12 protein-coding genes are annotated in these 14,081 nt (G+C 68.8%); 1 reads left to right on the top strand and 11 read right to left on the bottom strand.

Going from position 1 to position 14,081, the window contains the following annotated elements:
• Positions 1-10: 10 nt before the first annotated feature.
• On the top strand, positions 11-661 hold the full coding sequence (locus tag A5775_RS20380) for a TetR/AcrR family transcriptional regulator (RefSeq protein WP_067256402.1): 651 nt from the start codon (positions 11-13) through the stop codon (positions 659-661).
• 13 nt (positions 662-674) lie between these two features.
• Here A5775_RS20380 and proB read toward each other — a convergent pair whose 3' ends face one another.
• The 11 genes from proB to A5775_RS25925 all read right to left on the bottom strand — a co-directional run bounded on the left by proB (position 675) and on the right by A5775_RS25925 (position 14,040).
• Positions 675-1,778 carry a glutamate 5-kinase gene (gene proB, locus A5775_RS20375; protein ID WP_067256400.1) on the bottom strand — a complete coding sequence of 368 codons (1,104 nt, stop codon included), beginning with the start codon at positions 1,776-1,778 and terminating at the stop codon, positions 675-677.
• A complete protein-coding gene (obgE, locus tag A5775_RS20370; RefSeq protein WP_067256398.1) occupies positions 1,775-3,223 on the bottom strand; it encodes a GTPase ObgE in 1,449 nt (482 codons plus the stop codon). Before obgE ends, proB begins: the two co-directional genes overlap by 4 nt.
• Before the next feature lie 90 nt (positions 3,224-3,313).
• Complete coding sequence (gene rpmA / locus A5775_RS20365) at positions 3,314-3,580, bottom strand: 50S ribosomal protein L27 (protein ID WP_067256394.1); 267 nt, start codon at positions 3,578-3,580, stop codon at positions 3,314-3,316.
• A gap of 12 nt (positions 3,581-3,592) precedes the next feature.
• On the bottom strand, positions 3,593-3,904 hold the full coding sequence (rplU, locus tag A5775_RS20360) for a 50S ribosomal protein L21 (protein WP_067171206.1): 312 nt from the start codon (positions 3,902-3,904) through the stop codon (positions 3,593-3,595).
• A 216-nt stretch (positions 3,905-4,120) separates the two neighbouring features.
• The gene (locus A5775_RS20355; protein ID WP_067256392.1) at positions 4,121-6,982 is read right to left on the bottom strand and encodes an Rne/Rng family ribonuclease; all 2,862 of its coding nucleotides are present in this window, start codon (positions 6,980-6,982) and stop codon (positions 4,121-4,123) included.
• A gap of 343 nt (positions 6,983-7,325) precedes the next feature.
• On the bottom strand, positions 7,326-7,736 hold the full coding sequence (gene ndk / locus A5775_RS20350; protein ID WP_067256389.1) for a nucleoside-diphosphate kinase: 411 nt from the start codon (positions 7,734-7,736) through the stop codon (positions 7,326-7,328).
• 62 nt (positions 7,737-7,798) lie between these two features.
• Positions 7,799-8,101 (bottom strand): DUF4233 domain-containing protein, encoded by a 303-nt coding sequence (locus A5775_RS20345; protein ID WP_156660785.1) that lies wholly within the window; start codon positions 8,099-8,101, stop codon positions 7,799-7,801.
• Between the two features lie 80 nt (positions 8,102-8,181).
• Complete coding sequence (locus tag A5775_RS20340) at positions 8,182-9,639, bottom strand: folylpolyglutamate synthase/dihydrofolate synthase family protein (RefSeq protein WP_067256383.1); 1,458 nt, start codon at positions 9,637-9,639, stop codon at positions 8,182-8,184.
• Positions 9,636-12,269: a valine--tRNA ligase gene (locus A5775_RS20335; RefSeq protein ID WP_067256381.1), complete on the bottom strand. Its 2,634-nt coding sequence runs from the start codon at positions 12,267-12,269 to the stop codon at positions 9,636-9,638. Before A5775_RS20335 ends, A5775_RS20340 begins: the two co-directional genes overlap by 4 nt.
• 58 nt (positions 12,270-12,327) lie before the next feature.
• A complete protein-coding gene (locus A5775_RS20330) occupies positions 12,328-13,587 on the bottom strand; it encodes a trans-acting enoyl reductase family protein (protein WP_067256378.1) in 1,260 nt (419 codons plus the stop codon).
• A 102-nt stretch (positions 13,588-13,689) separates the two neighbouring features.
• Positions 13,690-14,040: a transglycosylase family protein gene (locus A5775_RS25925; protein WP_082953096.1), complete on the bottom strand. Its 351-nt coding sequence runs from the start codon at positions 14,038-14,040 to the stop codon at positions 13,690-13,692.
• Positions 14,041-14,081 lie beyond the last annotated feature (41 nt).

The raw sequence follows: 14,081 nt of genomic DNA, 5'->3' as shown, positions 1-14,081 counted from the left end.
TGCTCGCCGCATGCCGTCGCTCACCCGCAAGCCGCAGGGCCACCGAGGCGTGGGCCGCGAGCAGCGGCGCGAGCAGATGGAGCGCCGGCTGCTCGACGCCACCGAGCGCCTGATGCGCGACGGCGCGAGCTTCACCGAGCTCAGCGTGGACCGGCTCTCCGGCGAGGCCGGCATCTCCCGCGCCAGCTTCTACATCTACTTCGAGGACAAGGGCCATCTGCTGCGCCGCCTCGCCGGGCAGGTGTTCGGCGATCTGACCGACGGCGCGCGGCGGTGGTGGGCCGTGGCCGGGCGCCATAACCCCGACGACGTGCGCACGGCGATGAGCAGCATCATCGCCACCTACCGACGGCATCAGGCGGTGCTGGTCGCGCTCAACGAGATGGCCGCCTACGACCCGCTGACCGGGGAAACGTATCGCGATCTGCTGACCGGCATCTCCGAGCAGCTCACCCGTGTCATCGAAGGGGGCCAGGCCGACGGCTCAATCCGCGCCGAACTGGCGCCGCTGACCACCGCCAGCGCGCTGACCTGGATGGTCGAGCGCGCCTGCCAGCAAAACCTACCGGCACGGCCGCCCGACTACGACGCCGAGCTGGCCGCCACGCTCGCCGAGATCGTGTGGGGCGCACTGTATCTCAAGCCAACCTCGGAACACTGACCCAACGCCGGACTTACACGGCCACCAGATCGTCGGCGTGCACGGCAGGCCTGCGCAGCTCGCCGGGCAGCTCGCTGGTCGAACGCCCCATCATGGTGACGAGTTCCGTCGCGTCGTAGGCGACCACGCCACGGGCGACCATCACCGCGTCCGGGTCGCGCAATTCGACGACGTCGCCCGCGTAGAACCGCCCGGCGACCGCGGTGATCCCGGCGGGCAGCAGCGAGCGGCGCTGGCCCACCACGGCGCGCACCGCCCCCTCGTCCAGCGTCAGGGCGCCGGCCGCCTCGGCGGCGTAGCGCACCCAGAACCGCCGCGCCGACATCCGCACCGGGCGTGCGGCGAACACCGTGCCGACGGACGCGTCGGTGAGCGCGGTCGACGCGTCGGCCGCGGCGGCCAGCAGCACCGGCACGCCGGCGTCGGCGGCCAGCAGCGCTGACGACATCTTCGAGGTCATCCCGCCGGTGCCCAGATCACTGCCCGGCCCGGCGTTGACACCGACCAGATCCGCCGAGCTCGATATCTCCGGGATGAACCGCGCGCCTTGGGTTTTACGCGGATCGGAGTCGTAGAGCCCATCGATGTCGGACAACAACACCAGAGCCTCGGCGCCGACCAGGTGAGCCACCAGCGCCGAAAGCCGGTCGTTGTCGCCGAACCGGATCTCGTTGGTGGCCACCGTATCGTTTTCGTTGACGATCGCCACCGCATGCAGGGCACGCAGCCGGTCCAGCGTGCGCTGCGCGTTGGTGTGCTGGGCCCGCATCGAGATGTCGTGCGCACTCAGCAGCACCTGACCGACCGTGCGGCCATAACGGCCGAACGCGGCGCTCCACGAATTCACCAGTGCGACCTGACCGACGCTGGCGGCGGCCTGTTTCGTCGCCAAATCCTTGGGGCGACGAGATAATCCGAGTGGTTCGATGCCGGCTGCGATGGCTCCCGAAGACACGATGACGACGTCGGTCCCCGCCTTCATCCGCGCTTCGATCGCGTCGGCGAGCCCGGCCAGCCGGCTCGCGTCGAACACCCCCGCCGGTGTGGTCAGCGCGTTGGTCCCCACCTTGACCACCAGGCTGCGCGCATTGCGGATGATGTCGCGGTGGACGCTCACGACTCCTCGCCGGGTTCGCGTCGGCGACGCCGTGCGGCCTTGCGCTCGTCGGCGCCGACGCGCTCGCTGCGTTCCAGCCGCACGTCGGTACCGCGGCCGGTCATCGTGACGTCGACTCCCGCCGGCGTCTGCGGCTCCCAGTCAAATGTCATCGCTCCGATGGTCACCGCGCAGCCGGACTTGGCACCCAGCCGCAGCAACTCCTCTTCGACACCGAGGCGCGCCAGCCGGTCGGCGAGATATCCCACGGCCTCGTCGTTGTCGAAATTGGTCTGGCGGATCCACCGTTCGGGGCGCGCGCCGCTGACCACGAAGGCGCCCGGCTGCTGGGGATCGGGCTCAACTTTGAAACCGCTGTCGTCGACGGGAACCGGACGAATCACCGGACGTCGCACCACGATCTGCGGCCGCGCGGCGTTGTAGTCCGCGATCATCTTCCACAGCCCGAAGATCAATGGCTGCAAGCCTTCTCGCGCGACCGTCGACACCATGAACACCGGCCAACCGCGCTCGGCGATCTCGTCGAACACGAATTCGGCCAGCTCACGCGCCTCAGGAACGTCGATCTTGTTGAGCACCACCGCGCGCGGCCGCTCGGCAAGATCACCCAACGTCGCATCCCCTTGCAGGGTGGGCGTATACGCGGCGAGTTCGGCCTCCAACGCGTCGATATCGGAGATCGGGTCACGGCCCGGCTCCGCAGTGGCGCAGTCGACGACGTGCACCAGCACGGCGCACCGCTCGATGTGCCGCAGGAAATCCAGGCCCAGGCCGCGGCCCTGCGAGGCACCGGGGATCAGGCCGGGAACATCAGCGACGGTGAAGGTGTGCTCGCCCGCCGACACGACGCCGAGGTTGGGCACCAGCGTGGTGAACGGGTAGTCGGCGATCTTGGGTTTGGCCGCCGAGATCGTGGACACCAGCGACGATTTGCCCGCCGACGGGAAACCGATCAGGCCGGCATCGGCGACGGTCTTGAGTTCCAGCGTCAGGTCGCGGGTCTCGCCCTGCTCGCCCAGCAGCGCGAAGCCGGGGGCCTTGCGTGCGCGCGAGGCGAGCGCGGCGTTGCCCAGGCCGCCGCGGCCGCCGGCGGCGGCTTCGAAGCGGGTGCCCGCGCCGACCAGGTCGGCCAGCAGCCGGCCGTTGTCGTCGAGGACGACCGTGCCGTCGGGGACTTTGACTTCCAGGTCGGTGCCGGCGGCGCCGTCGCGGTTGTTGCCCATCCCCTGTTTGCCCGACGGCGCGGTGACGTGGGGATGGAAATGGAAGTCCAGCAGGGTGTGGACCTGCGGATCGACGACCAAGACGATGCTGCCGCCGCGGCCGCCATTGCCGCCGTCGGGGCCGCCCAGCGGCTTGAACTTCTCGCGATGGACCGAGGCGCAGCCGTTACCGCCGGACCCGGCGCGTGCATGGATGACGACGCGGTCGACGAACCGAGGCATCGTGGGTCCTCTCACCCGACTCGCTCGCCGAACGTGCGGCTACTGCGAGAATTCCCTCGAATTATCGCAGTGGGTGCACGCTCGCGGCGCTCAGTCGGTGGTTTGCCCGGCCGCGACGATGTTGACCGTCTTGCGGCCGCGCTTGATCCCGAATTCGACGGATCCGGCTTCCTTGGCGAACAACGTGTCGTCCCCGCCGCGCCCGACACCCACGCCCGGGTGGAACTTGGTGCCGCGCTGCCGGACGATGATTTCTCCGGCCTTGACGACCTGGCCGCCGAATCGCTTCACGCCCAGCCGCTGCGCGGCGGAATCGCGACCGTTGCGCGAGCTGGAAGCGCCCTTCTTGTGTGCCATGTCTTCGCCTTACTACTTGATGCCAGTGACCTTCAGGACCGTCAGCTGCTGACGGTGTCCCTGACGCTTGTGGTAGCCGGTCTTGTTCTTGAACTTGTGGATGCGAATCTTGGGGCCCTTGGTGTGCTCGAGCACCTCGCCGGTGACCGCGACCTTGGCCAGCGCGGCCGCGTCGGTGGTCACCTTGGCGCCATCTACCACCAGTGCGACCGGCAGCGACACGTTCGAACCCGGCTCGGACTCGAGCTTCTCGACCTTGACCACGTCCCCGACGGCGACCTTGTATTGCTTGCCGCCCGTCTTGACGATTGCGTAGGTCGCCATCGTTGCTCTGCTCCTTCTTCTAGCCGCTGCTCAGCGCGCCTCGCGCGCGAACCAGCCGCGGTGCACGTGGTGGGTCGAGGTTGCGGGCCTGCGCCGATTTCCCGGGAGCCCCGCTGCCGCCGGCCAAAGCTTAGTCACCCGGCCTGACGACAACTGTCCAAGGGTACGTGACCAGCGGCTACAGGGTCAAACCGGACACGACCGGGCGTAGCGCGTTCAATCCGTAGGGATCGGCGGGCCGGCCGGCCTGCCCGCCGCGCGTCGGCGGCGGGGGCGTCCGGGGGCCGAGGCGCCCTGGTCCGCCCCAGCGGAACCCTGCCCAGCGTCGGAATCGTCGGTGTCGTCGGAGTCCTCGGCGTCCAGGTCGTCGTCGTCTAGCTCGAGATCCTCGTCATCGTCGCCCAGGTCCTCCTCGTCATCGAGGTCGTCGTCGTCCGAGTCCTCATCGTCGTCGGCGTCGTCATCGTCGGTGTCGTCATCGTCGGTGTCGTCATCGTCGTCATCGTCGTCGGTGTCATCGTCGTCGGTGTCGTCGAAGTCCTCTTGGTCGGTGTCCGCGACGTCCTCGTCACGGGCCGCCTTGTTCTGGTCGAACTCGTCGGCGCCTTCCTCGGTGTCCTCGTCGGACTCGTCGTCATCGGATGCCGCGTGCGTGGACGAGCCGGCCGCCATCGCCTTGAACATCGGGTGCTCGCCGGGAGAGTGGACGGGCACCTTGGCCACCACCGGCTCCTCGGCCTTGTTCTTCTTGCGCCGGCCGCGGCGGCCCCCGGATTCGGACTTGCGGCCGTTCGACGGCGCCGAATCCACCGGGTCGGTGTGCAGCAAGATGCCGCGGCCGCCGCAGTTCGGGCACGACGTCGAGAAGGCCTCGACCAGCCCGGTGCCCAGCCGCTTGCGGGTCAGCTGCACCAAACCGAGCGAAGTCACCTCCGACACCTGATGGCGGGTGCGGTCACGGGCCAGCGCCTCGGTGAGCCGGCGCAGCACCAGATCACGGTTGGACTCGAGCACCATGTCGATGAAATCGATGACCACGATGCCGCCGATGTCGCGCAGCCGCAGTTGGCGCACGATCTCCTCGGCCGCCTCGAGGTTGTTCTTGGTGACCGTCTGCTCGAGGTTGCCGCCGGAGCCGGTGAACTTGCCGGTGTTGACGTCGACCACGGTCATCGCCTCGGTGCGGTCGATGACCAGCGTGCCGCCCGAGGGCAGCCAGACCTTGCGGTCCATCGCCTTGGCCAGTTGCTCGTCGATCCGATGCACCGCGAACACGTCCGGTCCGCCCGAACCGTCCGGCCCGGTGGCGGGCTCGTACTTGTTCAGCTTCGAAACCAGGTCGGGCGCAACGGAATTCACGTATTCGTTGATAGTGTTCCAGGCCTCGTCACCGGAGACGATGAGCCCGGCGAAGTCTTCGTTGAACAAGTCACGGATGACCTTGACCAGCACGTCGGGCTCTTCGTAGAGGGCCACCGCGGCGCCGGCGGCCTTCTCCTTGACCTCGATCGCCTTGGCCTCGATTTGCTTCCAGCGCTCCTGCAGGCGGGTGACGTCGCTGCGGATGTCCTCTTCTTTGACGCCCTCGGACGCGGTCCGGATGATCACCCCGGCGTCGGACGGCACCACCTCGCGCAAGATCTCCTTGAGCCGCTGGCGTTCGGTGTCGGGCAGCTTGCGGCTGATCCCGGTCGACGACGCACCGGGCACGTACACCAGGTAGCGGCCCGCCAGCGACACCTGCGTGGTGAGCCGCGCGCCCTTGTGCCCCACCGGGTCCTTGCTGACCTGGACGACGACATAGTCGCCCGGTTTGAGCGCCTGTTCGATCTTGCGGTCGGATCCGCCCAGTCCGGCGGCTTCCCAGTTGACCTCGCCGGCGTAGAGCACACCGTTGCGGCCGCGGCCGATGTCGACGAACGCCGCCTCCATCGAGGGCAGCACGTTCTGCACGATGCCGAGGTAGATATTGCCCACCAGGGAGGCCGACGCCGCCGAGGTGACGAAGTGCTCCACGACGATGCCGTCCTCGAGCACCGCGATCTGGGTATAGCGCGAACCCTGATGCGGCGGCTCGCTGCGGACCCGGTCACGGACGACCATCACCCGCTCGACGGCCTCACGGCGCGCCAGGAATTCCGCCTCGGTCAGCACCGGGGGGCGGCGGCGTCCGGCGTCGCGGCCGTCCCGGCGCCGTTGCCGCTTGGCCTCCAGGCGCGTCGAGCCGTTGATGCCTTTGATCTCGTTGTTCGAGCTGGCGGAGTCATCTGCGCCGCCGCCCTTGCCGTTACGGGGCGGCCGCTCGTGCACCACCGTGTTCGGCGGATCGTCGGACGATGACCCCTCGTCGTTGTCGTCGCCCGATCCGGATTTGCGCCGGCGGCGCCTGCGGCGGCGGCGGTTGCCACCCTCGGACGAACCATCGTCACCGCCGTCGGAGTCGTCGCCGTCGTCGGAATCTTCGTCGTCGGCGTCGTCGGAATCACCGGATTCGGACTGGGCGCCCTTCTTGCCCCGGCCCTGCGGCTCGTCGTCGTCGCCGTCGTTCCCCTCGGGTCCGCCCTGCTCGCCGCGCCCGCGGCCGCGGCCCCGACGGCCGCGACGGCGCCTCCGGTTCGGCGACCGATCGGCCTGCTCCTCGTCGTCGTCGTCGTCGCTGTCGGAATCGTCGGAGTCAGCGCCCTCGTCGTCGGTGCCGCTGTCGTCGTCGCTGTCGAGCGGCTGGGGAGCGACGAAGAGCGGCATGTAATGCGGCCGCTCGGCGGCGTTGTCGGGGGTTTCCAGCATCAGCCGGGATTCGGGTTCGTCGGCGTCGGTGTCTTCGCCGCCGCCTTCGACGTTCTCGGGCGTTTCCTGGGGCTGCGCAGCCAGCAGGTCACGCACCCGCACCGCGTCGGCGCGGTCCACGGTGGAATGTGCGCTGCGAATCCGCCCATCCAGCGCGCTGAGCGCGTCCAGCACCCGCTTACTGGTGGTTCCCAGCGTTCGGGCCAGCGAATGGACCCTCAACCGGTCGGGCAGGTCCTCGGGCCGGGTCGATTCTTCTGATGGGTCTGCAGTCGGTGCACCGTCTACCACGTATTCTCCTCAAGCCCCCGGGCGCGTCTTTGCGACGCGGCCACGCGAGGGCTTCGCTATAGGCCCGGGTCACTTCTCCCGGGCTTGTGATGGTCTCGCCCCGAGCGGCTCAGGTTAGAACCCACTCGGCGCCGTGCTGAATGACGGCCTGACATGCAGCAAACCAAGGCGACGAGGCTATGGTCGCGCTTGTCCAAGTCTTCATTCGGGTGTCTGACGCCGGTCCGGCGACGTTCACCCGAGATCAGTATCCCACATCACGTCGGCGGCTAACCCACACCTGATGCAGCCCGGTCGGGCGAACCCCGGTAATTTCCGCGCCGCGGGACCGATCGTCGCAGCTCTAGGCGCCGGGAAACCAGAGCCCGATTTCTCGCTTCGCCGACTCGATCGAATCAGAACCGTGCACCAGATTGAACTGCGTCTCCAGCCCGAAATCACCCCGAATCGTGCCGGGGATCGCCTTCTCAACCGGGTCGGTACCGCCCGCGAGCTGCCTAAACGCCGCGATCGCCCGCGGTCCCTCCACGATGGCCGCCACCACCGGCCCCGAGGTGATGAATTCCAGCAACGACGCGAAGAATGGCTTGCCCTCATGTTCCGCGTAATGCTCGGCGGCGAGATCTTGGCCTACGTGCCGGAGTTCCAGCGCGGCGATGGTGAGGCCTTTTCGCTCGATGCGGCCGATGATCTCCCCCACCAGCTGTCGCTGGACGCCGTCCGGCTTGATCAGTACCAATGTCCGTTCGGTCACGGCGGACAGCGTACATAACCAGGTGGCAAAGCAGCGGGTCCGTGCTGGTCCTTGCCGCCGGCCTACCCCTGTCTGCGCCGAACCTCGGCCCGGAAGTAGGCGATCAAGCCCCACAGCCCGGTGAACAGCACACCGATGAACCCCACCCCGGGGTACACGGCGAAGCCGGCGAGCAGGATCACCTGCACGCCGAGGTTGGCCCAGATCGCCCAGGGTTTGCGCTGCACCCCGCCCATCAGGATCAGCAGTACGGCCAGGCCGATCAGGTAGGTCAGCGACGCCGTCGTCAGGCCTCCGCCGACCGCGCCCACCACCGGTATCGCCAGCAGCACCACGATCGCTTCCAGAAACAGCGTCAGGGCCATCACCGCGCCGAAGCTGCGCCAGGGGTCGGCCTGGGGCGGCGGGGTCGGCTCCTCGGGGTTCTCGGGTGAGTCCGGTTGGCTCACTGCGGATCACGTCCGAACAGGGTGCGCGCCGCGCCGGCGGTGACGACCGAGCCGGTGATGACGATGCCGGTTCCGGAGAAGTCTTCCGCGTTCCCGTCGAGCGCGGCGTCGTCGACCAGCGCGGTCGCGACGTCGATGGCGTCGCGCAGGTTCTGGGCGGTGCTCACCCTGTCGGGCCCGAATGCCTCGCGCGCCGCCAGGGCCAGTGACTCGATGTCGAGCGCGCGCGGGGACCCGTTGTGGGTCACCACGACGGCGTCGAACACCGGCTGCAGGGCGGCGAGGATGCCGTCGACGTCCTTGTCGGCGAGCACGCTGAGCACCCCGACCAGATAGCGGAAGTCGAATTCGCCGGCCAGCGTCTGCGCCAGCGCGGCCGCGCCGGCGGGATTGTGCGCGGCGTCGAGGAACACCGTGGGCGTGCTGCGCATCCGCTCCAGCCGGCCGGGGCTGGAGACGCCGGCGAAACCGGCGCGGACGGCCTCGACGTCGAGCTGACGCTGCGCGCCGGCGCCGAAGAAGGCCTCGACCGCCGCCAACGCCAGCGCCGCGTTGTGCGCCTGGTGTTCGCCGTGCAGCGGCAGGTAGACATCGGAATACACCCCGCCAAGCCCCTGCAACTGCAGCACCTGCCCGCCGACCGCGACCTGGCGGCCCAGCACGGCGAACTCCGAATCCTCGCGGGCCACCGCGGCATCGGCTTGCACGGTTTGAGCGAGCAACACTTCCATCGCCTCGGGCGCCTGGCGCGCGATGACCGCCACGGTGTCGGGCGCGCCCTCGGGCGCCCTGGTGATGATGCCGGCCTTCTCCCCGGCGATGCCGGCCAGGTCGTCGCCCAAATATTCGACGTGGTCGATGGCGATCGGTGTGATGACCGCCACCGGCGCGTTGATCACGTTGGTGGCATCCCATCGGCCGCCCATCCCCACCTCGACCACGGCGACGTCGACGGGGGCGTCGGCGAACGCGGCGAAGGCCATCGCGGTCAGCACCTCGAACTTGCTCATGGCGGGTCCGCCGTCGGCTTGCGATTGCGCGTCAACCATCTGCACGAACGGCTCGATCTCGCGGTAGGTCGCCACGTACTGCGCCGGGCTGATCGGCTTGGCATCGATCGAGATGCGTTCGACCGTCGACTGCAGGTGGGGGCTGGTGGTGCGCCCAGTGCGACGCTGTAGCGCGGTGATCAGCGCGTCGACCATGCGGGCCACCGAGGTCTTGCCGTTGGTGCCGGCGACGTGGATCGACGGGTAGGCCAGTTGCGGGGAACCCAACAGGTCCATCAGCGCGCTGATCCGGGTCAGACTCGGCTCGATTTTGGTCTCCGGCCAGCGCTGGTCCAGCAGATGCTCGACCTGCAACAAGGATGCGATCTCGTCCGGGGTGGGGTCCGGGGAGGGGACCTCGCTGGGGGCTTCGGGGTCTTCAGCCCACTCGGGCGGCTCCGTCATTGCAGCCCGGCCAGCCGCGCGTTGATCCGCTCGGTTTCTTCCTGGGCCAGGCGTTGACGGTCCCGGATCTTGTCGACGACGTTCTGCGGCGCCTTGCCCAGGAAGTCCTCGTTGGCCAATTTGGCCGTGGTCGACGCCAACTCCTTGTGCGCCGCGGCCAGATCCTTTTCCAGCCGGCGACGCTCGGCGGCGACGTCGATCGTGCCCGAGGTGTCGATCTCGACGAGGTCTGTGCCGAGCCCCCGCCGCACCTCCAGTGACGCCGTCGGGTTGAAGTCGGGACCCGGTGCCGTCAGCGAGGTCAGGGCCATCACATGCGCGCTCAGGTTCCCCGCACCGGCCAGGCGGGCCGGCACCTTCTGGCGGTCGGCCAGACCCTGATCGCTGCGGAACCGCCGCACCTCGGTGATCAGCTTCTGCGCATCGTCGACCCATTGCGCCGCAACAGGATCCAGCGCGATACCCGACGATTTCGGCCACTCGGCGATCACCAGGGACTCCTGGTTGGTCAGGGCCTGCCACAGCGCCTCGGTGACGAACGGGATCACCGGGTGCAGCAGCCGCAGCAGTGTGTCGAGCACCTCGGCCAGCACCGCGGTGGTGTGCGCGTTGCCCTCGGCGAGTTGCACCTTCGCCCACTCGACGTACCAGTCGCAGAATTCGTCCCACGTGAAGTGGTAGAGCGCCTCACAGGCCCGGCTGAACTCGTAACCGTCGAGCGCCGAATCCACCTCGGCGCGAACCTCTTCCAGCCGCCCGAGGATCCAGCGGTCGGCTTCGGTCAGCTCCACGAGATCGGGTAGCGGCGCCGGGCTGGCACCATTGAGCAGCGCGAACCGGGTGGCATTGAACAGCTTGGTGACGAAAGCGCGCGACGCCCGGACAGCGTCCTCGCCGACGGACAGGTCGCCGCCGGCGCTGGCGCCGCGGGCCAACGTGAACCGCAGCGCGTCGGCGCCGAAGAGTTCCACCCAGTCCAGCGGGTCGATGACGTTGCCCTTGGACTTGCTCATCTTGCGGCCCGACTCGTCGCGGATCAGCCCGTGCAGGAAGACATCGGTGAACGGCACCTGCGGGCCGCGGCGGCCGTCCAGGGTGATGGCGTCGTCGTCACCGACGAAGGTGCCGAACATCATCATCCTGGCCACCCAGAAGAACAAGATGTCGTAACCGGTGACCAGAACGCTTGTCGGGTAAAACTTTTCAAGCTCGGGAGTCTTCTCCGGCCAGCCCAGGGTGGAAAACGGCCACAACGCCGAGGAGAACCAGGTGTCCAAGACGTCGGGGTCTTGCTCCCAGCCTTCTGGCGGCGTTTCGTCGGGTCCCACGCAGCGCTGTGCACCGTCGGGCCCGTACCAGATCGGGATGCGGTGTCCCCACCACAGCTGCCGGGAGATGCACCAGTCGTGCATGTCGTCGACCCAGGCGAACCACCGCGGTTCCAGGCTGGCCGGATGAATCACGGTGTCCCCGTTGCGCACCGCGTCGCCGGCCGCCTTGGCCAGTGATTCCACCCGGACCCACCACTGCAGCGAGAGCCGCGGCTCGATCGGCTCGCCGCTGCGCTCGGAGTGCCCGACGCTGTGCAGGTAGGGCCGCTTCTCCTCGACGATCCGGCCGTCGGCGGCCAAGGCCTCGCGCACCGCGACGCGGGCCTCGAAGCGGTCCATGCCGTCGAATTGCGTTCCGGTGCCGGTGATCCGGCCCCGGGTGTCCATGATCGAGATCATCGGCAGCTGGTGCCGCATCCCGATCTCGAAGTCGTTGGGGTCATGCGCTGGCGTGACTTTGACTGCGCCGGTGCCGAATTCGGCGTCCACGTGCTCGTCGGCGACCACCACGAGTTGGCGGTCCACAAACGGGTGCGGCAGGCTGGTGCCGACCAGGTGGCGGTAGCGGTCGTCGTCGGGATGCACCGCGATGGCGGTGTCACCGAGCATCGTCTCCATCCGGGTGGTGGCGACCACGATGTGCGGTTGCGCGTCGTCCATCGAGCCGTACCGGAAGGACACCAGTTCGCCCTCGACGTCAAGGTAATTGACCTCGAGGTCCGAGATCGCCGTCTCGAGAATCGGCGACCAGTTGACCAGCCGCTCGGCCTGATAGATCAACCCGGCGTCATAGAGCCGCTTGAAGATCGTGCGGACCGCCCGTGACAGGCCCTCGTCCATGGTGAACCGGTCGCGGCTCCAGTCCACCCCGTCACCGAGCCGGCGCATCTGGCCGCCGATGGCGCCGCCGGACTCGCGTTTCCAGTCCCAGACCTTCTCGACGAACAGCTCCCGGCCGAAGTCCTCTTTGGTCTTGCCGTCGACCGCAAGCTGCTTTTCCACCACGCTCTGCGTGGCGATACCGGCGTGGTCCATGCCCGGCTGCCACAACACCTCATATCCCTGCATCCGCTTGCGGCGGGTCAGGGCGTCCATCATCGTGTGTTCCAGCGCATGACCCATGTGCAGGCTGCCGGTCACGTTGGGCGGTGGCAGCACGATCGAGTAGCCGGGCTTGGCGCTGGCCGGGTCCGCCGCGAAGTATCCGGCGTCCACCCACGTCTGGTAGATCGCGCTTTCGGCCGCAGTGGGATCCCACGACTTGGGCAGGTCGGTGGCGGGGCTGCGGCTGGCGGTCACCCGTCAATTCTAGGGAGCGCTGTTTACCCTCGTGTAAGTGCCCGAACCGTGAGCCGGGTCACTCCCCGAGCCGGTCAACCTGCAATGACACGCCCGCGGCGGGGAAGCGGTCCAGCAGCGCGTCGCCCATCGCAGCCGCGGGCGTGAGGACGCCGTGCAAGTCTGGGAGCTTGTCACGGTCGAATGCCAGCGCCAGGCCACACTCCCCCAACAACACCGACGTCGCCTTGTAGCCGGGGTCTCCGCGCTGCTCCATGCGCGCCACATACCGGGCGCCGGTGCTCGTCGTGGTGTAGGTCTCGATGCGGTAGTAGCCGCGCTCCCGGGTGGCCGGACTGGGGCCGGTGCCGGGTTTCGGCACGATGCGCTCCACCAGCCGACGCGGCAGCAGCCGGAAATAACGGCTGCCCAGGCCGAACGTCGCGGCCCCAACCCCGCCCACCACGGCGGAGGCGACCGGCGCGATCGGCGACGACCCCAAGCTCATGCTTTCGCTGTAACGCAAGTCACGGCCGTAGGCCCAGTCCAGCAACGCGTTGCTGCGCCGCACAATTCGGGTGTTGTACGGCGCCATCAAGAAGCCCGCCGTCCACAGCCCGCTCAGTTCCGGCGCGATCCGACGACCTCGACGCCAGGGCAGATCGGGCTGCGGGCCGATGTCGGGCTCGGCGCCGCGGTCGCTGCTGAGCGTGTACGGGTCGGCGAGTTGGCGGCGGGCCTCGGGATCGCGGGAGGCGGTGTCCAGCACCTCCAACATCGACGCGACGGTGCCGCCGGACACCCCGCCGGAGAAGGAACGGACCACCAGGTCGGTGTCGACCAACTCGCCGGAGCCGTCGTCACGCGCCGCGCGGTACAGCCCATACACACTGAGGTCCGAAGGGACGGAATCGAATCCGCACGCATGCACAATGCGGGCGCCGGTATCCGCGGCCTGTTTGTGGAATTGGTCGATGCTCTCGCGCACGAACGGAGCCTCCCCGGTCAGGTCGGCGTAATCGGTGCCCGCCGCGGCGCAGGCGGCCACCAGCGGCAGCCCGTAGCGGGCGTAGGGGCCGACCGTGGTGATGACGACTTGGGTGCGGGCCGCCATCTCGTTCAGCGTCGAGGGCGATGAGGCGTCCGCGTTCAGGACGGGCCACGACTGCGCGGTTTCGCCCAGCGTGTCGCGGACGGCACGCAATCGGTCGGGCGATCTGCCGGCCAGCGCGATCCGTTTGTCCGGTGCCGAGCCGGCCAGGTATTCGGCGGTGAGCTTCCCGACGAAGCCGGTGGCCCCGTACAGCACAATGTCGAATTCGCGCGGCGTTGCGGTCACGGGGCCGACGCTACCCGACGCCGGGCGCGGCGACGGCTGGAGTGAAGGAGTGCCGGGCACGGGGCCCGGCACTCATTATATGTATGGCGGCGAAGCCGTCGATCAGCCGCGGCGTCCGCAGACCGGCCACGCGCCGATGCCCTGCGAATGCAGCACGTTCTCGGCGACGCGGATCTGCTCCTCGCGGCTCGCGCCGGACGGGGAGCCACTGCCCCCGTTGGAGCGCCAGGTGCTCGGGGTGAACTGCAGGCCGCCCGAGAAGCCGTTGCCGGTGCTGATCCCCCAGTTACCGCCGGACTCGCACTGCGCGATCGCGTCCCAGTTCACGCTGTACGCCCTGACGGGCGGGGGCGGCGGGACGTCCGGGCCCGGAGGCGGAACGTTCGGGTCGAATCCCGCGGGCGCCGGCGGCGCAGCGTCCGGAGCCGGCGGAGCGTCCGGAGCCGGGGGCAACGGCGCGTCCGGGGCCGGAGGCGCGTCTGGGGCCTCTTATA

This window comes from Mycobacterium sp. 852002-10029_SCH5224772 (assembly GCF_001667315.1).
Classification (GTDB): domain Bacteria; phylum Actinomycetota; class Actinomycetes; order Mycobacteriales; family Mycobacteriaceae; genus Mycobacterium.
Note: the sequence above shows the minus strand (reverse complement) of the source record. Positions and strands in the feature narration are given on the sequence as shown.

Bases quoted from the DNA above. Each gene is read 5' to 3' on its own strand.
- A5775_RS20380 (WP_067256402.1), top strand. From the start codon at position 11: ATGCCGTCGCTCACCCGCAAGCCGCAGGGCCACCGAGGCGTGGGCCGC.
- obgE (WP_067256398.1), bottom strand. From the start codon at position 3,223: ATGCCTCGGTTCGTCGACCGCGTCGTCATCCATGCACGCGCCGGGTCC.
- rpmA (WP_067256394.1), bottom strand. From the start codon at position 3,580: ATGGCACACAAGAAGGGCGCTTCCAGCTCGCGCAACGGTCGCGATTCC.
- rplU (WP_067171206.1), bottom strand. From the start codon at position 3,904: ATGGCGACCTACGCAATCGTCAAGACGGGCGGCAAGCAATACAAGGTC.
- A5775_RS20345 (WP_156660785.1), bottom strand. From the start codon at position 8,101: ATGGCCCTGACGCTGTTTCTGGAAGCGATCGTGGTGCTGCTGGCGATA.
- A5775_RS20340 (WP_067256383.1), bottom strand. From the start codon at position 9,639: ATGACGGAGCCGCCCGAGTGGGCTGAAGACCCCGAAGCCCCCAGCGAG.